18 protein-coding genes are annotated in these 20722 nt (G+C 72.1%); 9 read left to right on the top strand and 9 right to left on the bottom strand.

The window, feature by feature from the left end:
- The first annotated feature begins 60 nt into the window (after positions 1–60).
- On the top strand, positions 61–912 hold the full coding sequence (locus ACFYNP_RS01905; RefSeq protein WP_388781679.1) for a hypothetical protein: 852 nt from the start codon (positions 61–63) through the stop codon (positions 910–912).
- Between the two features lie 245 nt (positions 913–1157).
- On the opposite strand, the gene ACFYNP_RS01910 is transcribed toward ACFYNP_RS01905, so the two are convergent.
- Together ACFYNP_RS01910 and ACFYNP_RS01915 are read right to left on the bottom strand one after the other, a co-directional pair.
- Positions 1158–1646 carry a hypothetical protein gene (locus ACFYNP_RS01910; protein ID WP_388781681.1) on the bottom strand — a complete coding sequence of 163 codons (489 nt, stop codon included), beginning with the start codon at positions 1644–1646 and terminating at the stop codon, positions 1158–1160.
- Positions 1647–1864: 218 nt separating this feature from the next.
- A complete protein-coding gene (locus tag ACFYNP_RS01915; protein ID WP_388417837.1) occupies positions 1865–2311 on the bottom strand; it encodes an anthrone oxygenase family protein in 447 nt (148 codons plus the stop codon).
- Between the two features lie 91 nt (positions 2312–2402).
- Here ACFYNP_RS01915 and ACFYNP_RS01920 point away from each other — a divergent pair, with 91 nt between their 5' ends.
- Positions 2403–2981 carry a TetR/AcrR family transcriptional regulator gene (locus ACFYNP_RS01920; protein WP_388781684.1) on the top strand — a complete coding sequence of 193 codons (579 nt, stop codon included), beginning with the start codon at positions 2403–2405 and terminating at the stop codon, positions 2979–2981.
- Between the two features lie 38 nt (positions 2982–3019).
- On the opposite strand, the gene ACFYNP_RS01925 is transcribed toward ACFYNP_RS01920, so the two are convergent.
- Both ACFYNP_RS01925 and ACFYNP_RS01930 read right to left on the bottom strand, forming a co-directional pair.
- Positions 3020–4291, bottom strand: a complete 1272-nt coding sequence (locus tag ACFYNP_RS01925) for a hypothetical protein (protein ID WP_388781687.1) — start codon at positions 4289–4291, stop codon at positions 3020–3022.
- Positions 4292–4542: 251 nt separating this feature from the next.
- Positions 4543–5757 (bottom strand): alpha/beta hydrolase family protein, encoded by a 1215-nt coding sequence (locus ACFYNP_RS01930; protein ID WP_388781690.1) that lies wholly within the window; start codon positions 5755–5757, stop codon positions 4543–4545.
- A 99-nt stretch (positions 5758–5856) separates the two neighbouring features.
- Here ACFYNP_RS01930 and ACFYNP_RS01935 point away from each other — a divergent pair, with 99 nt between their 5' ends.
- Entirely contained in the window at positions 5857–6618 is a 762-nt protein-coding gene (locus tag ACFYNP_RS01935; RefSeq protein ID WP_388781693.1) for a TetR/AcrR family transcriptional regulator, read from the top strand.
- A gap of 88 nt (positions 6619–6706) precedes the next feature.
- Here ACFYNP_RS01935 and ACFYNP_RS01940 read toward each other — a convergent pair whose 3' ends face one another.
- Positions 6707–8371, bottom strand: coding sequence for an MFS transporter (locus ACFYNP_RS01940; protein ID WP_388781696.1), 1665 nt, complete (start codon positions 8369–8371; stop codon positions 6707–6709).
- A gap of 305 nt (positions 8372–8676) precedes the next feature.
- Between ACFYNP_RS01940 and ACFYNP_RS01945 the strand changes: the two genes are divergently transcribed.
- Complete coding sequence (locus ACFYNP_RS01945; RefSeq protein ID WP_388417820.1) at positions 8677–9060, top strand: SH3 domain-containing protein; 384 nt, start codon at positions 8677–8679, stop codon at positions 9058–9060.
- A gap of 147 nt (positions 9061–9207) precedes the next feature.
- A complete protein-coding gene (locus ACFYNP_RS01950; RefSeq protein ID WP_388417817.1) occupies positions 9208–9960 on the top strand; it encodes a DUF2690 domain-containing protein in 753 nt (250 codons plus the stop codon).
- Here ACFYNP_RS01950 and ACFYNP_RS01955 read toward each other — a convergent pair.
- The 3 genes from ACFYNP_RS01955 to ACFYNP_RS01965 form a co-directional block, all read right to left on the bottom strand.
- On the bottom strand, positions 9957–10628 hold the full coding sequence (locus tag ACFYNP_RS01955; RefSeq protein WP_388781699.1) for a transglycosylase SLT domain-containing protein: 672 nt from the start codon (positions 10626–10628) through the stop codon (positions 9957–9959). The genes ACFYNP_RS01950 and ACFYNP_RS01955 overlap by 4 nt on opposite strands.
- Before the next feature lie 885 nt (positions 10629–11513).
- The gene (gene trpS / locus ACFYNP_RS01960) at positions 11514–12617 is read right to left on the bottom strand and encodes a tryptophan--tRNA ligase (protein ID WP_388781703.1); all 1104 of its coding nucleotides are present in this window, start codon (positions 12615–12617) and stop codon (positions 11514–11516) included.
- Positions 12618–12912: 295 nt separating this feature from the next.
- Complete coding sequence (locus ACFYNP_RS01965; protein ID WP_388781704.1) at positions 12913–13323, bottom strand: hypothetical protein; 411 nt, start codon at positions 13321–13323, stop codon at positions 12913–12915.
- Positions 13324–13541: 218 nt separating this feature from the next.
- On the opposite strand from ACFYNP_RS01965, the gene ACFYNP_RS01970 reads away from it, so the two are divergent.
- From ACFYNP_RS01970 to ACFYNP_RS01980, 3 genes are all read left to right on the top strand, one after another.
- Complete coding sequence (locus tag ACFYNP_RS01970; RefSeq protein WP_388781707.1) at positions 13542–14417, top strand: hypothetical protein; 876 nt, start codon at positions 13542–13544, stop codon at positions 14415–14417.
- A 167-nt stretch (positions 14418–14584) separates the two neighbouring features.
- Positions 14585–15607, top strand: a complete 1023-nt coding sequence (locus tag ACFYNP_RS01975) for an endonuclease/exonuclease/phosphatase family protein (RefSeq protein ID WP_388781710.1) — start codon at positions 14585–14587, stop codon at positions 15605–15607.
- 226 nt (positions 15608–15833) lie between these two features.
- Positions 15834–17792 (top strand): FUSC family protein, encoded by a 1959-nt coding sequence (locus ACFYNP_RS01980; RefSeq protein WP_388781711.1) that lies wholly within the window; start codon positions 15834–15836, stop codon positions 17790–17792.
- A gap of 1064 nt (positions 17793–18856) precedes the next feature.
- On the opposite strand, the gene snpA is transcribed toward ACFYNP_RS01980, so the two are convergent.
- Positions 18857–19507 (bottom strand): snapalysin, encoded by a 651-nt coding sequence (gene snpA / locus ACFYNP_RS01985; protein ID WP_388417794.1) that lies wholly within the window; start codon positions 19505–19507, stop codon positions 18857–18859.
- 187 nt (positions 19508–19694) lie between these two features.
- Here snpA and ACFYNP_RS01990 point away from each other — a divergent pair, with 187 nt between their 5' ends.
- Positions 19695–20639: a LysR substrate-binding domain-containing protein gene (locus tag ACFYNP_RS01990; RefSeq protein WP_388781713.1), complete on the top strand. Its 945-nt coding sequence runs from the start codon at positions 19695–19697 to the stop codon at positions 20637–20639.
- Positions 20640–20722 lie beyond the last annotated feature (83 nt).

A 20722-nucleotide genomic window follows, 5' to 3' on the forward strand; every position in this document is an offset into this window, starting at 1 on the left:
CTCACCGTCGATTCCGTCCGTCCTGACACCGTGACCCTCGCCCTTGCCGATTGTCTGGACGTGCCGGTGGACGAGGTGGATGTCGGCACTCCCGATACGGATCCCGATCTCCGGAACTGGGATGCGGCTGTGTCGTGCCAACTTGAGCCGCGACAAGGGGACTTGTCCTGCGCACTGGACATCTACGTCCAGGAGACGGTCCCCGACCCGCTGCCCGAGCCGGAGCTCGCCGCGAGGTTCGCGAAGGCCATGAACACGACCGTCCTGTTCCCTGCGGACGAGGTGCTGCCCAGCGCGTACTGGGCAGCGACGCCGCAAGGGCTGACCACTCGCGCCCGGCTGGAGCCCTCGGACGACGAGCCGCCCGAGGATGAGCCGCCCCCGTACACGGTCACGGCCACCGAAGCGGCGGTGCCGCAGTTCCCCCGGGCCACGGTGGAGCGCTTCGAGGAGATCGTGCGGGAGCAGCGGCCCGACAGCCCTGTCGCCGACCGCTTCCGGGCAGTGCTGGAAGGAATGCGCGAGGCGCCTTCGTGCGGGGCGCGGCTTTCACTGGATGGCGCCGTCGGCAGTCCGCTGTGGTCCGCGCAGAACAACTTGGTGGTGTGGGAACGGGTCATCACGCAGATGGAATCGGGGTGGGCACCCTCGGGTTGGTATCCCGCCGGTCTCTACCGGGAGCGGCTGGAGGCCCGCGACACTCTCGTGGACCTCGTGGGACGACTTCCGCGTGACGTGGCCGAGCTGTTGAGAGAGGCCCTGGACGGGTTGGACCAGCGTTTCGTCGCGGCGACCGTCGAGCATGCCGCCGGCCTTCAGGGACGGTTGCCGGGCCGCCGCCCGTCCGAACACCGGCCCACCGGTTGGTGGTGGCATCGCCGCCCCGAGCCCCTTCCCTGGGACCAGCCGTGACCCGGCGCGTACCCGCGCTGTTCGATGGCGCACCCTGTGCACCGCGCGCGCCAGGAACGTGGTGAGCGCGACGGCATCCCGCACGGCGAGGCCTACTGCCGGTGCGGGTCCGTCGACGCTCCCACATGACGGGCCCCTCCAAGGTCGCACGGCCGCATGCGAAGGGCCCCGTGCCGGGGGTGCGGCTGGGGCCCTGTCGTGGTTCGCGGAGCGGTGTCGCCGGGTTCGGACCGGCGCCGGGCTGATCAGATGGTGCGGGTTGCCTGGGTGTGGCGCAGGGTGCGGAGGATGAGCCACTGGTCGCCCCAGGCCATCGCGGTACCGATGACGGCCATGACGATGCCGAGGGTGAGCTGCCCGGTCGCCGCACCGAGCGCGAGGCCGACGATGCCCAGGCCGTAGCGGACCGCGAAGCGCACGACGAGCAGGCCCAGGGCCAGGAACCGGGTGCGCTTGTTCTTCCACAGCGACTTCATGTACCGAATGCGGGCCTTCAGGACCGTGAAGGCGAGCACGATCTGGACGACCGCGACGACCGGGATCAACGCGTACAGCACCGGATAAGCGCGAGCGATGTCGAAGATCCCGGCGAAGAGACCGACCAGCGGGAAGTACCAGTTCGGCAGACCCATCAGAACCGCCTCCCCGCTGCCCGCACCGGAGTTGACCTCGGCACCGGCCTGCTGAACCGTGCTGACCTGGACCGGCATCCCCATCGCGACCGTGGCGCTCATGGCGTTCCCCTCACGTTTTCCCCGTGCCCGCCGGCCCCTTGCCGACACCACTGATACTCCCGTCCGGCACAGCCACGGCGGCAGAGCGAAGAATCCCCACTCCCGCAGGACAAATGTCCTGAGGGAGTGGGCGGATGAGCGGATGCCGGAGAGCCGGAGGGACGGATGCCGTCAGGCGGGCTGAGGGCGGGAGCCGCCGGGCGCCGGCGTTCGGCGGCTCAGACGAGGGCGGTGACGAGGAGGGTGAAGGCCGCGATGATGACGGCGACGCGGGCGTAGTGGTACCGGTCCCAGCGGCTCATCTGCTCCTTCCAGTCCGCGGGCCGGGTCCCGGCGGTCCACGTCTTGCCCCGGTTGTTGATCGGGACGAGAAGCAGGAGCGACATGACCACGCTGAGGATCAGGAGCGCGGCGGCGATGACGACGAGGCCGGTGCCGTCGTGGTGCCGGCCGGCGACCGCCCAGATCGCGGCGAGGACGAGCGAGCCGATGTACCAGAACGGCATCACGGCTCCGAGCATCCGGCCTCCGTGCGAGCGGGCGCTCTGATTGCTGTCGTCGGGGAGGCCGTTGAAGATCGGGTTCATGACGAAGGCGACGGCGAACTCCACCCCCACCATCAGGCCGACGACCACGGTGGTGATGACCTCTAGTGCGGCGAGCATGATGACCCTCCTGGCTTTCTAGCAGCGCTAGGTGATGAGTCAACGCTAGACCTTCCGGCGCTCGCTTGTCTAGCGGTGCTAGCATCGAGTCATGTCGGTACAGGAACGCAAGGAACGCGAACGGGCGGACCGCGAACGCCTCATCGTGACGACGGCCCGCGAACTCGCCGAGCAGCAGGGCTGGGACGCGGTCACCACGCGTCGGCTCGCCGAACGCATCGAGTACAGCCAGCCCGTCCTCTACAGCCACTTCCGCGGCAAGCGCGAGATCATCGGCGCCGTCGCCCTCCAGGGCGCGACCGAGATGGCCGTGGCGGTGCGCGCGGCGACCGCCGCGGCGAAGAGCCCGCGCGCCCGGGCCTACGCGCTCGCCCGCGCCTACCTCGACTTCGCCACCCGCAATCCGGCGGTCTACGACGCCATCTTCCAGCTCGACGGCGGCCTCCCGTATGCGCGGGAGGACACGCCTGAGCCGTTGAAGGACGCCTTCGCCGCCCTGTTCGAGACGCTCGGCGAGGTCGCGGGGGACGGTGTCGAGCCGGGCCTTTTCACCGAGGTGTTCTGGGCGTCCCTGCACGGCGTGGCCACCCTGACCCGCTCGGGACGGCTGCCCCCGGAGCACACCGAGCAGCGGCTGAAGCTCTTGGTGGACCGGCTGCCCGTGTCCTGACCCGGCGCTCTCCGGGCAGCCGTCGCCGGCGGCGTACCTCAGCCGCCGGTCCTCGCCGACTCCTCGAAGAACCGGACGATCCGGGGCAGGGCCTGCCGTACCGATCCGCTGTGGTCGACGTCCCCGACGTCGGTCGTCCGGTTCGCGGCCCCGCGCCTCGTCAACTGGCCCGAGCAATAAGCCGTGTTGCTCGGGTCGACGTCCTTGTCGCCGCGGGCGTAGAAGATCTCCACGGGCACGTTCGGCCGCCAGTCGCAGGTGTTGTCCATCGGGCGCAGCCTGTCCTTCAGGATGCCCTCGGGCTTGCGGATCTTGTCGAGGAAGTCCTCCGTGAACAGGTCCTTGGAGGCCGCCGGAAGCACCCGGGCGATGGAGTCGGTCGTGTGATAGCCGTCGAAGAGGCTCTCCACGTCCACCTTTTCGCCGGGCTCGCCGCCCTCGCCGTCGTAGCCGCTCTCGCCGTCGTAGCCGGGCTGGAACACCGCGCCGGGTGAGGTGTAGAGGCCGTACATCCTGTTCCAGGCGATGACGAAGTAGGCCAGGTAGAGGCCGGAGTTCTCGATCCTGTCGTTGGCCGCGGCCGCCTCGAAGGCGGAGAGGTCGTAGGGGCCGCTGACGGGGGCGAGGGCGCCCAGCGTGAAGTAGCGCTCCGCGCGCGCCTGTTGGAGCGCCCGGCCCACCAGCATGGTCGCGGGTCCGCCCTGCGAGAACCCGCTGACCTGGACCTTGCGCTGCAACTCCCGGCCACTGCGGTGGGCGAGCGTCCGGGCCGCGCGCAGACCGTCGACCGAGGCCGCGACGGTGGCGCCGGGGTCGCCGTACGGGTGGAAGCCCTCGCCCGAGCCGAGGCCCACGTAGTCGGGCGCCGAGACGGCCCGTCCGGTCGAGGCGAACAGCAGGGCGGCGAGCCGGTCGGCCGACTCCGGGTCCTCCGAGGCGACGTCCTTGCGGTAGACGGTGGTGCCGTGCAGCCAGGAGACGGTGGGCAGTTGGCGGACCCCGTTCTTGGGCAGAACGACGAGCTGGCTCGCGGTCGTGGCGGCGCCCGAACTGTTGGTGGTGCGGTAGGTGACCCGGTAGGCGGTCACGCCGTAACGGACCTGGGACGAGTCGACCTTCCCGCGAAGCTGTCCGGCCACTTCCTCCGCCGTGAGGTCGGCCGCCTGCTCGACGGAGACGACGGCCCCGCCTCGGTCCCGCTCGCCGGGGGTGTCCGCCGCTGCCACGGCGGCCGGAGCGAGCAGGGCGGGCACACTGGCGAGGGCCGTCGCGGCGGCCAGGATCCGGAGTGTCTTTTTCCGTGAAGTCATGTACGGATCATGGGTGTTGGCCACCCGGACGAGCCATGGAGCGGCCCCCCGGCCCCGGAGGGGGGACAGCCCCCTCGGGGTCCCTAGGGTGCAGGGCCGTCCCGGCGATGACGACGCCGGGGACGGCCCTGCGATGCCGGGGACGGCTATGCGATGCCGGGAACGGCCATGTGGTGCCGGGGACGGCTATGCGATGCCGGGAACGAACCGCGAAGGATCCCGGTCTCCGCGGGACGATCGCCCTGAGCGCGTCAGCCCTTCAGGGTGTCGTCGAGCCAGTCGAGGATGCGGCCCATGGCCAGGCGCTGGGCGCCGGTGTGGCAGTGGGAGCCGGCGCCTTCCGCGACGGTGAAGCGCATGAGGGTCCTGGGGCAGGTGAGGTGGTCGTAGAGCTGCTGCGGCTGACCGTCGAAGAACAGGTCGTCCTCGGCCTCGCAGACCAGTGTCGGACACGTGATCTTCTCGGCCACGCCGTCGGCGAGGGTGTAGTCGAGGTAGGAGGCCAGGAACTGGCGAGGGGTCGAGACGTCCATGACGTACGAGCCGTGCGTGATCGCCCACCGCATCGTCGGATTCGTCTTCATCAGGGCCTCGATCGAGGCGTCGATCTCGGGGGCGTGCTCGGCCCGCAGCAGCGCCTCGGCCTCGGGGCGCGGCATCGGCATGTTCTGCGTGGCGAGCTCGCCGAGGTCGTAGACGCCGTCGACCGCGATGACGGCGGCGAGGCGGTGCTCGAAGGCGGCGGCGCGGGGGGCGAGCAGGCCGCCCATGCTCAGTCCGAGCAGGCCGATGCGCTCGGGGTCGACCTCGGGGCGGGTGTCGATCAGCCAGTCGAGGACCGGGGTGATCACGCTCTCCCAGTTGGGGCGGAAGGGGAGCCCGTCGCGGAAGCGGGCGGCGGGCTGGCCGGGGCCGTCGAAGGTCAGGACGTGGTAGCCGCGCTCCAGACCGGCCGCGCCGCCGAAGAAGTGCATCTCCTCGGCCGAGCCGTCGAATCCGTTGTGCATGACGATCGTCGGCGCGGGCCCCTCGCCCGGGGCGCGGTAGAAGTAGCCGCGCAGCACCGTGCCCTCGAACGGGATCTCCACCGGCTCGATCTCCGGCTCGAAGAGCCGGGCGGCGGTGTGGAAGGCGCCGACGGCGCGCTCGTAGGAGGCGGCGATGCGCGGGTCGCCGGGGTTGCCGTGGAGGAAGAACTCGGCCGAGCGGAAGTAGTTGCTCGCCCGCAGGAACCCGTCCCGCGCCGAGATCTCGTGGCCCCCTTCGAGGGCGGCCTGCGCTTCGGCCTCGGTGCGCTCGGCGGTGGCCGCCCACTGCTCGTACCAGCTGTCGTAGTCCCCTGCGGTGATCTTCTCGGCGGTCGCGACGACCTCGCCGAAGTCGGAGCCGCCGTAGGCGGCGTGGCCCAGCGCGCGCAGGGTCTCGTACCAGAACTGCGGGTCGTCCTCGAACAGCATCGGCTTCATGACCGTCTCCCTCAATCCCTTAACGCAGTTTTTCCTTGCGTTAAGAACGTAGCGCGATCGAGACGCCTAACGCAAGAGCACTTGCGTTAGCCTTTTGGTGTGACCGGAAAACGTGACGTGACCGAAAACCAGGGCGACGCCGGCGACGAGCACGGGCCCGGCCGGGGAAACCGGGCCGAGCCGGAGAGCCGGCCACGCCGGCGCACCGGCGGCCGGAGTGCCCGCGTGCGGGAGGCCGTCCTCAAGGCGACGGCGGAACTCATCGCCGAGCAGGGCCACGAGCGCATCCCGATCGCCGAGATCGCCGAACGCTCCGGCGTCCACCAGACGTCCATCTACCGGCGCTGGCGCACCACCAACGCCATCGTCCTCGACCTCTCGCAGGAGCGGCTGACGTCCATGTGGGCCGTTCCCGACACCGGCAGCCTGCGCGGGGACCTCCTCGCGTACGCGAAGCGGGCGGCCGCCGCGATGGCCGAACCGGACGCGGCCGTGCTCCTGCGCGCGCTCATCGCCGGGGCCGCGGAGGACGCGGGGGCCGGAGGGGATGCGGGGGCCGGAGGGGATGCGGGGGCCGGGGGGGATGCCGCTGCCGTCGCCGATGCCGATGCCGAGAGCGTGGCCGCCTACGTCGACGCGGGGAACATCCCCGCCACGCACCCCCTCGCCGAACGCGGCCAGGACCTCTTGGAGATGCTCGACCGGGCGGCCTCCCGCGGCGAACCCCGGCTGCGCCTCTTCGACGTCCTGGACGGGATCCTCGCGCCCATCTATCTGCGTACCCTCTTCCGCATCCCGGGCATCGACGACGCCTACCTCGCATCCCTGGTCGACAACTGCCTTGGCCACGCGACCACTTGAGGGGCGAGAGGACGCGCCCCCTTGAGCGCGAGCGCGAGCGCGAGGGAGACGACGAACGTGCCGGAATGGTCGGACGGGTGGGGGTGGGTCACATGTGGACGGGTCCCCCCGAGGTGCCGACCGCCGGGCGCGGCGGGCCCTTGCGGTACAGGATCACCGAGACCAGGAGGCCGAGGGCGAAGAAGGCCGCCGACCACCAGTACGCCGTTGAATAGCTGTGGAGTTGGGCCTGGACCCGCGCCGCGGGGGTGGGCCGGCGGCCGACCAGATAGCTCGTGGCGGCGCTCGTCGCGAGGGTGTTCAGAAGGGCCGTACCGATCGAACCGCCCACCTGCTGGCTGGTGTTGACCATCGCCGAGGCGACGCCCGCGTCGTGCGCGGCCACTCCGGCCGTGGCCATGCTCATCGCGGGGGCGAAGATGAGGCCCATGCCGACGCCCATGACGAGGAGCGGGGGCAGGACGTGTCCGGCGTATCCGCTGCTCGCGTCCAGGGCCGTCATCCAGGCGAGCCCGGCCGCGCCGAGGCCCATGCCCAGGGGCACGATCGGCTTCGCGCCCAGTTTGGGGACGAGCTTGTTCTGCGCGACGACCGAGCTCACGATCATCGCGAACACCATGGGCAGGAAGGCGAGCCCGGTCTTCACGGGCGTGTAGCCGAGGATCTGCTGGAGGTAGTACGTCAGGAACAGGAACACGCCGAACATGCCCGCGCCCGAGATGAACATGGCCAGGTAGGACGCGGCCCGGTCCCGGTCCAGTACGACGCGCAGGGGCAGCAGGGGGTGCTTCGCGCGCGTCTGCCAACAGGCGAAGGCGGCGATCAGTACGCCGCCGGCCGCGAGGAAGCCCCAGGTCCGCGCCGAGCTCCACGCGTGTGTCTCGGCGTTGGAGAAGCCGTACACGATGCAGAAAAGGCCGGCCGAGACGAGGACCGTGCCCGGGATGTCGAGCTTGGGGCGGTCCTGCGGGGCGCCCGGGTGCAGCAGGCGCAGCGCGCCGAAGAAGGCGAGCGCGGCGAAGAGGAGGTTGACGTACAGGCACCAGCGCCAGTCCAGGTACTCCGTGAGCACGCCGCCGAGCAGCAGCCCCACGGCGCCGCCCGTTCCCGCGACCGCGCCGTAGATGCCGAACGCCTTGGCGCGTTCCTTCGGGTCGGTGAACGTCGTGGTCAGCAGGGACAGCGCGGCCGGCGCGAGCAGCGCGCCGAACACTCCCTGGAGGGCGCGGGCGGTGACCAGGACCTCGAAGCTCGGCGCGGCGCCGCCGATCGCCGAGGCGAGGGCGAAGCCGACGAGTCCGGTCAGGAAGACGACCTTGCGCCCGACGAGGTCGGCGATCCGTCCGCCGAGCAGCAGCAGTGAGCCGAAGGCGAGGGCGTAGGCCGTGACGATCCACTGCCGGTTTCCGTCGGAGAAGCCGAGGTCCTGCTGGGCCGAGGGGAGCGCGATGTTCACGATGGTCGCGTCCAGGACGACCATCAGCTGGGCGAGCGCGATCACGCCGAGCACGAGCCAGCGGTGCTCGTGCCGGGCCCCGGTGTGCGGGGCCTGCGGCGGCGGCACGCCGTCGCCCGCGTACGCGACGCCCGGCGGCAGGGTGCCGGACGGCGGGTGCTCGGTGCCGGGTGCGGTGGATGATGCGGATGCGGCGGATGCGGCGGATGCGGCGGATGCGGCCGACAGCCGCTCGGACGCGCTCGCTATCCGCTCGGCGCGTCCGACCTCGACGGAGTCCTTGGTATGACGGCCCATGTGCCGGTCTCCTCGGTGGTCCTCGGTGGTCTGCCGGTTGATCCGACCCCCTGGGTCCCCCACGGGGTGATCGCCCTCCCGGAATCGCCCCTTCCTCACGCTAAGTGAGGCCCAGGTGATCCGCCACGCGAGTGAACAGGCGGGGCCGCGTGCGGCGCCGCGCGGCTCCAGTGGCGGCCCCGGCCCCAGGGGACCGTCCCTATTCGTCCCAGGCACGGCTGGGACGAATTTCCGGGTCGCACTCCGGACACGATTGCTGACACAGGGTCACAACTCGGGGACCCCGCACCTTGGAGAAGACACACATGAACCGAAGCACCGTGCGCAACGCCGTCGTCGCCGCCACCGCCCTGCTCGCCCTGTTCCCGGCCGCCGCGATGGCCGCGACCCCCACGGCCGCCCCGGCCCGGGCGACCGTCGCCACCGCCTACCACCACCACAAGATGCACGCGCAGGGTGTGGTGGTCACCGGGAACGGCCGTGGGCTGCACGTCCGTACCGGCGCCGGCACCACCTACCGGACCACCGGCACCTTGCGCTCGGGGCGCCAGGTGTCGCTGGTCTGCAAGCGGAACGGGACCTCGGTGCACGGCAACCGGGTGTGGTACCGCCTGGCCGGACACCACGGCCGCTATGTGTCCGCGCACTATGTGCGGGTCGCGGCCGGGTCCAGCGTCCCGTGGTGCTGACCGTCGGCACGGGAGGGACCGGAACCGACGCCGGTCACTGAATTCACAACTTCGCCCGTTCGCCCCGGGGGCCGGAGCTTGGCTCCGGCCCCGCTGGGGTACAGATGGCCCCTGAACGGGACTTTGTGGACTTTTGGGAGGGACCGCGTGGCCCAGTGGCGACCGCTGCCCGAGACGACCCGGCCCGAACTGCGGCTCCTGACCGAAGAGTTGAGGCACCTCAAACAGACCTCGGGCCTGAGCCTGGCCGGTCTGGCCGCCCGCACGGCGTACAGCAAATCGGCCTGGCACCGCTATCTCAACGGGGACAACCTCCCGCCGCGTGACGCGGTCGACGCCTTCGGCGCACTCGGCGGGGCCGAGCACCACGCGCGGCTCCTGGAACTCTGGGACCGCGCGACCCGGCCGCCGGAGCTACCTCCGGCCCTGCCGCAGGACCTGCCTCCGGCCCCGCCGCCACCCCGTCCCGAGGCCGCCCCCGCCCCCCTGTCCCTCGCGGCCCCGCGACCCCGGCGCACCCATCACCGGACGCTGACCGTGGCCGCCGCGCTCGCCCTCGTGGGCAGCGCCGCCTGGGCGGCCATCCCGCACACCCGCGAGGCGACCCCGGCCGCACCCGTGCCGTCCGCCTGCCAGGGCGCGAGCTGCCAGGGCGACGACCCGGCCCGCACCTCCTGCCGCAGCGACGCCCGCACCCAGAGCGCCCTGAAGACGGCCTCGTACGCGGTGAAGCTCCGGTTCAGCCCGTCCTGCGACACCATCTGGTCCGAGGTCCGCAACAGCTCGACCGGCGCCCGCACCGAAAGCCCGATGCTGGTGGCGCCCGACCCCCGCCAGGCCGAGGCGTGCGCGGAGGTCAACCACAAGATGCTGTGCACGGGCGACGTGCCGCCCGGCTAGCCCGCGACGGCCGTCCCGGCCTTCTTCCAGTTGTCCCGCAGCCGCGTCAGGTAGTCCGACGCCTGGCTCCCCGGCTTCGCGCCCCGCGCGAACGCCGCCATGTTGCCGCCGCCCGCGTTGTACCCGAGCGCCATCAGCTCGTCCCGCGAGTACGAACCCGGCCAGTGCGCGGGGAGCTGCGCGGACATGTCGTGCAGGTACCAGGCCGCCGCCTCGACCGCGAGCGCCCGGTCGTCGGGCAGCTCCTCCCACTGGCGCCCCGCGAAGTTCCGGCCCCGCTTGGTCTGGTCGAACGCGGCCCGGTGCATGTTGGCGATGCCGAACGCGGCGTCGGGCTTGTACTTCTGCCAGCTCCGCTCGAAGGCCGGGTCGTGCGGCTTGTAGGCCTCGTTGTAGAGGATCGCCATCAGCAACTGGGCGCTGATCCCGGCCTGCTTCGCGTACTTGCGCACCTGGGGCGCGTAGGCGGCCGGGTCGTACGTGCCGCTCGGCGCGGCCGCGCCGGCCGACGGCTTGGCGGACGCGGAGGCCGAGGCGGAAGGCGCGGGCGTACGCGCCGGGCTCCCCGCGTCCGATCCACCGCGTACGCATCCCCACGCGGCCAGCGCGACCACCGGCAGCACCAGCCACCGGGCCCGCCCGCCGCGCCTCTGCTCAGCCTTCACCATGCGGTCAGCTAAACACGCCTTGCCGAGCCGCCGCCACGAAGGCCGCGAATGCGGCGGGGCCGGGCGTGAAGTGGGCCCCCTCCGGTGTCCTAGGAGTCCCGGATCACCATCCGGCAGGGCCGGGCGACAACCTCCAGGCACCGGCCGCCGGTGCCCCCGCCACCTATTCGCCTTACCCTGAGGCGAGTTGGTGGCGGCGACCGAGCCGTAGAAGGCCGCCGCCACTTCCCCGTATCCCCCGTGTTCCCCCGTGCTTCGAGCCTCTCGCAGGGGGCGCCGTGGCGGCATCCACCCGTGGAACCATCCGTCTCCGCCGCTCGGACGAGGGGGGTTTCGGCCACGGGCTGGTGGCGTGCGCGGGGCTCTGCCCCGGCCCCGGTTTCGGCCCCACCCCGCCCCTTCCCCAGACCCTCCGGGCGAGAGTTCATTCGACTGCGGACCGTGCCCGCATCTCGCGCAGTTCCCCGCGCCCCCACTCCCGTTCCGTCTGCGGATCGCGGTCGCTTCTCGCGCAGTTCCCCGCGCCCCTAAATGCCTTGGCGCCGGCCCGCACCAAGGCATTTCAGCCCGTCCGGCTGATCGGTACGGGCCCGCATCGGCCGCCTTCAGCCCGTCCGGCGATTGAGGACGAGCGCCGTTCAGGCGCGAACGGGGGTGCAGGGGGCGGAGCCCCTTGCAGGGGGTGGGGTCCGAGGGGCGCAGCCCCTCAAAGGGGGTCCGGGGCACAGCCCCAGGGGCTGGACCCTTCAACCCCGAGCCACGGGCGGGAGGGTGGGCAAAGTGCCCGGGGTCTGGGGCGGAGCCCCAGGGGGCCGAACCCATCAACCCGGCCGCACGGGAGGGAGGGTGGGCAACCCCCCCGGGCCAGAGCCCAGGCGGGCCGGGTCAGGAAGGCGAGCCCATCGCTTCGCGGACCTCCGCCAAGGTCCGCTCGGCCACCTGGTTCGCCCGGACATTCCCCGCACGGAGCAACCCCCGTACGTAGGACAGGTCCTGCGCATACTCGGCCCGCCGGGCCCGCAGGGGCGCAAGGTGGGTGTTGACCGCCTCCGTGGCCACCGCCTTCAGCCTCGCCGCCCCACCGTCCCCCACCTCCGCCGCCACCTCGTACGGCGACCGGCCCTGGCAGAGGGCCGTGAGCAGCACCAGGTTGCTCACCTCCGGCCGCCCCTCGGGGTCGTACGAGATCCGCCGGACCGCGTCCGTCCTCGCGCCCCGGATCAGCCGCGCGGTCTCGTCCGAACTCGCCCTGAGCGCAATGGAGTTGCCCCGGCTCTTGCTCATCTTCGTACCGTCCGTGCCGAGCAGCAGCGGCGCCTCGGACAGCAGCGTGCGCGGCTCCGGGAAGACCGGCCCGTACCGCTCGTTGAAACGGCGTGCGATCGTCCGGGTCAGCTCCAGATGCGGCTCCTGGTCCTTGCCGACCGGCACCAGGTTCGCCTTGCAGAACAGGATGTCGGCGGCCTGATGCGCGGGGTAGGTGAACATCAGGCCCGAGACGGCCGCCTGCCGGGAGTGCGCGATCTCGTCCTTCACCGTGGGGTTCCGGCCCAGCTCGGCGACCGAGACCAGGCTCAGGAACGGCAGCAGGAGCTGGTTCAGCGCCGGCACCGCGCTGTGCGTGAAGACCGTCGCGCGGGACGGGTCGACACCCGCCGCCAGGTAGTCCAGGACCAGCCCCTCGACGTGTTCCGTGAGCCGGTCGGCCACGTCCCGGTCGGTGAGCACCTGGTAGTCCGGGATGACCAGGAACAGGTCCACGCCCTCGTTCTGGAGGCGGACCCGGTTCTGGAGCGTGCCGAAGTAGTGGCCGAGGTGCAAGGGCCCCGTGGGCCGGTCGCCCGTCAGGATGCGGTCCTTGGCCGGGCGGTCCGTGACCGTGCGGTCCGTGACCGGGGTGGCGACGGGGAAGGCGGCGGGCGCGGCGACCGCCTGGGCCTGATGGGCAGTCGTGGTCGTGGTCGTGTTCGTAGTCGTGGTCGTGGTCATCGTGGGCTCCTCGCGAGGCAGGGGAAGGGGAAGGGCAATGGCGGGCCTGGACGGCGGTGGCCACTGCGGAATCCCGGCGAGGGCGACGCGAGGGCAACGAAAAGGGCCGTCCAGTGAGGAACGGCCCGGGTGACGATGTCGCGCGTGTGTGTCGTGGCCGCTCCTAGGAGGAGCGCCACCAGCAGAGGTGAGAGCGGTGCTGCGCTGCGGACGTCATGGGTTCACTGTAGCCCGGTGACCGGCCGTGGCCCAGGGTCCAACGTCACCCCGGGCCTCGCGCGGGCCCACACCCCGGTCAGTTCTCGTGTGTGTAGAACACATAGAACGCCGTCAGGAGCATCGCGGCTCCCAGCGCCGCTCCTATCCCGACCGACCGCAGCACACTGTGGTCGGAAAGGCTGTACAGGAACCCCATCGCACAGCCGAACAGCGTTCCGTACGCCGCCGCGCGGATCTCGCGGGGCAGGGCGGACTGGATGCGCAGGAGGCCGATGCCCAGGGCGATCAGGACTCCTCCCGCCACCACGCCCAGAACGACCTGACCCCAGGTGATCACGCCGTTGCCGCCGTTGCGCTGGATGCCGGCGGCCCAGATCCCGTACGCCACGCCCAGGACGACGGGGACCGCGATGGCGGCCCTGCTCGGGTGGCGAGCCGTGGGCCGGCTCGTCATGGGTGCCGAAGCGTGTGAAGCGTGTGCGGCCATGGCGGCACTCCTTCCACTTCCACTTGCCCGGAACGCCGGCCGGGCCCGTACCGGGGCCCATGAACGGGCCCCGGGAACGCGACCCATGAACGGGACCCGCCACGCCGGGTAGGTCGGGGCCCGTGAACGGGGCCCCATAGGTGAGGGACCCATAGGTGCGTCCCCCATATAGCCCACACCCGCGCGCGCCGCCCGGCAACCCGGGATTACGTGGACGGGTGCGCAGCTTCCTGTCCGCGGTGCTGATCGTGGTCGCTGCCGTGCTCGTCCCGCTCGGCGCGATCGCCGCCTGGACGAAGACGGAGATCGGCGACAGCGGCCGGTACGTCGCCGCCATGGCGCCGCTCGCCCGCAACGAGGCCGTGCGCGGCGAGGTGACCGGCCGGGTCACCGACGCGATCATGAAGAACGTCGACGTCGGCCCGCTCCAGGACTCGGTGGCCTCTCTGGTCGGCGGGGCGGTCCGTTCCTTCACCACCACCTCCGCCTTCCAGGGCGTGTGGAACACCGCCAACCGGGCCGCGCACGCGAGCGTCGTGTCGGCTCTCACGAAGAACGGCGGCGGCAACGACGTACGCATCGACCTGGCGCCCGCCGTCGAGCAGGTCAAGCGTCAACTGGTGGCACAGGGCGTGCCGTTCGCGAACAGGATTCCCGTGGAACACACCGACCTGACCGTCGTCGAGTCGACGAAACTCGGCCCTGTCCGAACCGTCTTCCGCCTGCTCCAGCGCATCGGGGTCTGGGGTGCGGTCGGCTGTCTGGTGGCCGCCGTCGGTGCCGTGCTCGCGGCGGTACGCCGCCGACGCGCCCTCGTCGGGGTGGGGCTCGGGCTCGCGGTCGGTGCCGTGGTGCTGCGGGTGCTGGTGTCCCTCGGCCGCAAGCTCACGCTCGACGGGCTGCCCACGGACTCCGATCCGTCGGCGGCGGGTGCGGTCTACGACGCGCTCACCGACTTCCTCAGCACCGCGGCCTGGGCCGTCCTCGCGTTCGGGCTGGCCCTGGCGCTCGGGGCCTGGCTCACGGGCCGGCCGTGGCGGCGAGAGCGGCGAGCCGCCGAAGCGCCCCGTCCAGGACCGGCACCGGCGGAGTAGCGAGCCCGATCCTTACGGCGCGGGCGCCACCAGAAAGCCGGTGGTCGGCCCCGGCCGCGCAGCGGCTCACGCAAAGGCTTGAGCAACCGTGCCGGACGGGGGCCCGTCCTTGAGGGAGGATGCGAGCTCTGTGACCAGCTAGCGGGAGGCGGGCCGCCGTGGACACCATGGGCACCAAAACCCTGGGCGCCGGAACCGTGCCGGACCGGGACCATGGGGCGGGCGGGCGGCGCCGGCACCCCTGGCGGGCGGTGTCCTCGCTGGCCGGGGCCCTGCTCCTGGCCGGGGTCAGTGTGGTGGTGGGCTGCCGGGTCGTCGATTCGGACGGGATCACCCCGGTCCCGCAGGCCCTCGCCTTCCTGCCGTGGCTGCTCGTGCCGGGCGGTGCCGGACTCGTGTGCGCCGCGCTCGGGCGGTGGCGCGCCGGCATGGTGTGGGGCGTCGCGGTGCTCGCGGTCACCGGCTGGTACACCCAGCCGTACGGCGCGGACGCGACCCGGCCGAAGGGCTCGATCCTCGCCGAGTTCCACGTCCTCACCTCCAACACCGAGTTCGGCTGGGCGACGGACGATCTGATCACCACGGTCAAGCGCGAGCGGCCCGACCTCGTGTTCGTCGAGGAGTGCAGCTTCCGCTGCGCCGACGCGCTCGCCGCCGACCTGCCGAAGGCGGACTATCCGTACCGCGATGTCGTACGGGAGGACGGCTCGGCGGGCTCCGCGATCCTGAGCCGGTTCCCGCTGCGGGCGGTCGAGCCCATCGAGTCGGTGATGGCCATGCCGGGCGCGGTGGTCGCCATCGGCGGCCGGGACGTACGGATCCAGCTCGCGCACCCCTCGCCGCCGCTGCCCGGCGACGACACGAAATGGCATCAAGAGCTGGGCAGGATAAGGGAGTTCGCCCGGTCGGCGAAGGGCGATCCGGTCATCGTCGCCGGGGATTTCAACGCCACCCAGGACCACGCCCTGTTCCGCTCGGTGCTCGACGCCGGCGCCCTGCACGACAGTGCGCGTATGACCGGGCAGTCCGGTGCGTGGTCCTGGCCGGCCGACCGCAGCACCCCGCTGCGCACTCAGATCGACCACGTCCTGGTGAGCGGCGACTTCAAGGCGACGTCCGCCCGCTTCCTGGAACTGCGCGGCACGGACCACCGCGCGCTGCTGGTCGGCCTCAGCCTGTACGGCGGCTAGGACCGCGATATCCACAGGCCGCGGGGCGGGCGGCGCGCGGGGCGGGCGGCGCGCGGGGCGGGGCGGGTTCCACCGTGCGGGACGGGCATCTCGGGGATGATCCGGGAGCGGTGCTGCCACCGCGTGATCAGATTCGTAAAAATTATCCACAGGCTGTGGACAACTTTTACGGTTTTGTTGGGCGTCCCGTTTGCACCAAGTGATCTTTTTACGGTGTCGTGTGCTCATGGCTGATCGGAAGCGGGCGGCAGAGCGCGGGCGGCAGGGGCGGCTCGGGCCGCCGGAATGGCTGATCGGAGGGCTGCGGCCGACGGCGGCGCCGATCCCCTGGCCCGCGGTCGCCCGATCCGCGATCGCGATGGCCGCGCCGCTCGCCGTGGGTGTGGCGACCGGGCAGAGCGCGTACGGCGCGCTCGCCTCCATGGGCGCACTCAGCGGAGTCATCGGCGACACCGCCGACGCGTACCGGATGCGGATCTTCAACATCGCGGTGCCGCAGCTGTACGGGGCGATCGGGGTGACCGTCGGCAGCCTCGTCTTCGGGCACGGCTGGCTCGCGGTCGGCGCACTGACCCTGGTGGCCCTGGTGTCCGGGATGATCTCCTCCATCGGCGCGGTCGCCTCCGTCTCGGGTCTGCTGCTCCTGCTGAACGCCGTTGTCGGGGCGGGCCTGCCGATGCCGGGCCCGTGGTGGAAGGCACCGCTCCTGCTCACCCTTGGCGGCCTGTTCGTCCTGCTGCTCAGCCTGCTCGCCTGGCCACTGCGGCGCACCGAACCCGAACGCGACGCCGTCGCGGGGACGTACCGCGCGGTCGCCGCGTCGATCGAGGCTGCGGCGACCGACGCGTACGACACCAGACGCCGGGACGTCACGAACTCCCTCAACACCGCGTACGACCTCATCCTCGGCAGGCGCGCCCGCGAACACGGGCGCCGCGGCGAGCTGGTGCGGCTCTCCGCCCAGCTCAACGTGCTCATCCCGATCGTGGAAGCGGCCCCCGCCGTGCATCTGCGCGGCTGGGGCGTCGACCCCGCGATCCCGTCCGCCGTACGGCAGTTGGCGGACGCGGTCGACGAGGGGCGCACCGACACCGTCGAACCCGAGCTGCCCGGGCCCACCACTCCGGCCGAGCGTGCCCTGGACTCGGCGCTGCGGCACGCCTTCGCCGTGGTGCACCACCCCGATCCCGACCACACCAACATCGACGACCGCCTCGGGCGTCCCGCGGCCCTGCGCATCCGGTTCCGCCGCGCGGCCCGCAACGTCCTGCTCTCCGGCGCCTCCTGGCGATACGGGCTGCGGCTCGCCCTGTGCATCGGGCTCGCGCAGGTGCTGGTCTCGGTGGTGCCGGTGGAGCGGTCGTACTGGGTCGCGCTGACCATCGTCTTCGTCCTCAAGCCCGACTTCGGATCGGTCTTCGCCCGCGCCCTGACGCGGGCCGTCGGCACCGCGGGCGGGCTCGTCATCGCGGCGGCCGTCCTCGCGGAGGCGCCGCGCGGGTGGTGGGACGTGCCGGTGATGCTGGTGCTCGCGGCGCTGATCCCGGCGTTCTCCGCGAAGGGGTACGCCTTCCAGACCGCCGCCATCACGCCGGTGATCCTGCTGCTCTCCGACGTCCTCAACCACCAGGGCTTCAACCTGGTGATGCCGCGCCTGTGGGACAGCCTCATCGGCTGCGCGATCGCTCTGGTCGCGGGGTACCTGCTGTGGCCCGAGAGCTGGCACACGCGCATCGGGGCGCGGCTCGCGGAGGCGGTGTCCGCGACGGCGGAGTACGTGGAGTACGCGTTCGGCTCGGAGGACGACCGGGCGGAGCGGGTCCGGCGCCGGCGCCGGCTCTACCGGGACCTGTCGACGGTACGGAGCGAATTCCAGCGGGCGTTGACGGAGCCGCCGCCGATGGGGGCACGGGCGGCGGCGTGGTGGCCGCTCGTCGTCGCCGTCGAGCGCATCGTGGACGCGACGACCGCGGCGCGGGTTCGGGTCAATCACGGGGCGGCGTGGCCTGCGGCCGGGGAGGTCGAGGAGGTCGCGGTCCAGCTCCGCGAGCTGGCGGGCGGGCTGCGTCGCAGTCCCCACCTGGTGGGGGTTTCGGTTGCCCTCCCCGGCCCCGCGGAGAGCGTCCTCGCCCCCCTCCGCGAAGAGGTCCGCGCGGCCCGAGCCATCACCTCTCCGCGCCCCTAGCCCCCTGCGGGGGCGGGCTGTCCCCTCTTGCCCCGGGGGGCGCCGGGCGGGGGTGTCGGCTCGGGGGCGCCGGGCGGGGGTGTCGGCTCGGGGTGTGCTGCCCGACTTGCCCTGGCCCGGGGTGCGCTGGCCCGGGGTGCGCTGGCCCGGGGTGCGCTGGCCCGGGGTGCGCTGGCCCGGGGTGCGCTGGCCCGGGGTGCGCTGGCCCGGGGTGCGCTGGGGCTTTGCCCCAGGCGCTGGGTTTGGCCCCTCCCCGCCCCTTCCCTAGACCCTCCGGGGGTGAAATGAGGGGTGGTGGGTTCCGGGGGCTGCGCTCCGGGCCTGCTTTTTTCGGGTGCGGGTCGTGTGTGGCTGATCGCGCAGTTCCCCGCGCCCCCAACACCGTTCCCGGCCGCCCACCGTGCGTGGCCGTTCGCGCAGTTCCCCGCGCCCCCAACCCCGTTTCGTCTGCGGATCGCGGTCGCTTCTCGCGCAGTTCCCCGCGCCCCTAAATGCCTTGGCGCCGGCCCGCACCAAGGCACTTCAGCCCGTCCGGCTGATCGGCACGGGCCCGCATCGGCCGCCTTCAGCCCGTCCGGCGATTGAGGACGAGCGCCCTTTAGGCGCGAACGGGGGTGCAGGGGGCGGAGCCCCCTGCGGGGGTTCGAGGGGCGCAGCCCCTCGAAGGGGGTCTGGGGCGCAGCCCCAGGGCCCGAACCCCTCAACCCCGAGTGACGGGCGGGAGGGTGGGCAAACCCCCCGGGGTCTGGGGCGGAGCCCCAGGGGCCGAACCCGTCAACCCGGCCGCACGGGCGGGTGGGTGGGCAAACCCCCCGGGCCGAACCCAACTCAGAACAGCGGGAGTTGCCCCGGCGTGGGCGCAAGCTCGAAGGCCGCCAGGGTTCGCTGAGTGGCATCCAAGGGTGCCCGGCGCTTCGAAGAAGGGCAGAGCTTCAGCTCCGCACCCTCATGCGTACGCGGATCGTGGCGTACGAACTTGCCCGCCACCACGGCGACGGACCGACCGCAGGACGGGCAAGATCGGCGAGGGGAGACGGACGTCATCCCCCCATGCTGCCAGAGGCCTACGCCGCCGGCTTGAACGCCGAGGCGAGCCCGTTCCGCCACAGGCTGTTCACCCGGGACTTCTCCGTCGCGTTCGGGTACGCGTTGCGGCACGACGTACCGGGGCCGCCGCCCGACATGAGCTCACTGCACGGCCCGGAGTAGTGGTCGGGCAGACCGAGCACGTGCCCGGTCTCGTGCGCGACGACCCGCACCGAGTAGTACTGCTGGTTCTGGCCGTAGTCCAGGAAGATGTAGCCGTTGCCGTGCCCGTCGGTCGAGGCGTACGAACCGTTCTGCGGGTCGTTGCCCTCGTAGTACTGGAAGTCCGCGCCGGAGCTGCTCTCGGCCAGGCGGACGTTCTGCACCGAGCCGTTCCAGATCTGCGCGGCCTGCGATATCTGGGAGCGGAAGCTCGGCGCGTTGGAGGTGCTGTAGTACACGGTCACCGCCGCGGCCAGCGGGTTCGCGGCCCGCTTCTTGGCGACCGACTTCATGACGGCGTCGTAGAACGCCTGGTCATTGGCGGCCGAGTGCTTGCCGGCGGCGGTGTAGTGCGCGGCGCCCGCGGGAGCCGAGGTGGGGGTGGCGGCGGTGGCGGGGATCGCGCCGAAACCGGCGAGGGCCAGGCCCAGGGCAGCGGTCACGGCGAAGGTACGCGGGTGTCTCATGGGGGGTTACCAATCGTTGGGGGGATCCGCGTCCGGCTGGGTGGGCCGGCCACGGGTGGGGGTGTTCCCGGTGATTCTGGAGGCCACAGCGGCGTACGGGAATGATGCCGATCTGCGATAACTCCCGCGTATCAGAGCGGTTTTGGACATCTGGTGGAAAGACTTAGCGCGCCCTAACCTCTGCCGCATGGACCTGGAGGTGAGACATCTGAAGCTGCTGTGCGCGATCGCCGACGCCGGCAGTCTGCACGGCGCCGCACGGGCGCTCGGCACCAGTCAGCCGGCCCTGACCAACCAACTGCGGCGCATCGAGAACACCTTGGGCGGACAGCTCTTCTCGCGCGAGCGAACCGGCTGCGTGCCCACGGCACTTGGGCAGGGCGTGGTCGGCCGGGCCCGGCCGCTGCTCGCCTCGCTGAGCGCGCTCGTCACCGAGACCCGGGCCGCGGCCGCCCGCACCGGCGGCGGACCGCGACTGCGCATCGGCTCCACCGCGAGCCGTGCGATCCCGGGCTGGCTGCGTCGGCTGCGCGAGCGCCTGCCGGGCACCGAGACCGAGCTCCAGGTGGCGGTTTCGGCCACCGCGCTGCTGCGCCGGGTCGCGGCGGGCGAACTGGACATGGCCTTCGTGCACGAGGTGGAGGGCTGTCCGCTGCGGCTGCCGCCGGGGCTCGACATCCGTACGCTCGTGGAGCGCGAGCCGCAGTTCGTGTGTCTGGCCGTGGGCCACCCTGCCGCCCACCGGGCGATCGTGGACCTGGCCGATCTGGCCGCCGACCAGTGGATGATCGACCCCAGCGTGGAGGGCGAATGGGAGGGTCTGCGCCGCGTCCTCAACGCCGCCGGGCTCAACCCCCGTGTGCTGCACGGCGATTACCTGACGGCGGCAGGACTGGTCGCCACCGGCGAGGTGGTCACGCTGTGCCAGCCCACCTCCCTTCCGCGCCCGGACATGGCCGTACGCCCGCTGCGCGGCGACCCGCTGGGTGTGCGGCTCTTCCTCGCGGTGCGCAGTGGGGCATACGGGGGCGAACTGGCCGGAGTCGGGGCGGACTTGGCGTCGGCGTACTGGGAGGCCGCCTCGCACTCGCCCCCGTACCGCAGCTGGCTGACGGAGCGCGGCCTGCCCTAGCGCCCGAGCTGTCCGGTCCAGACCACTGGCGGCAGGGCGCGGCGACTACGATGCCGTCGACTTCGGGTTGTCGTGGTACCGCA

Origin of the sequence: Streptomyces sp. NPDC006691 (assembly GCF_042869955.1) — a bacterium.
Lineage (GTDB): Bacteria > Actinomycetota > Actinomycetes > Streptomycetales > Streptomycetaceae > Streptomyces.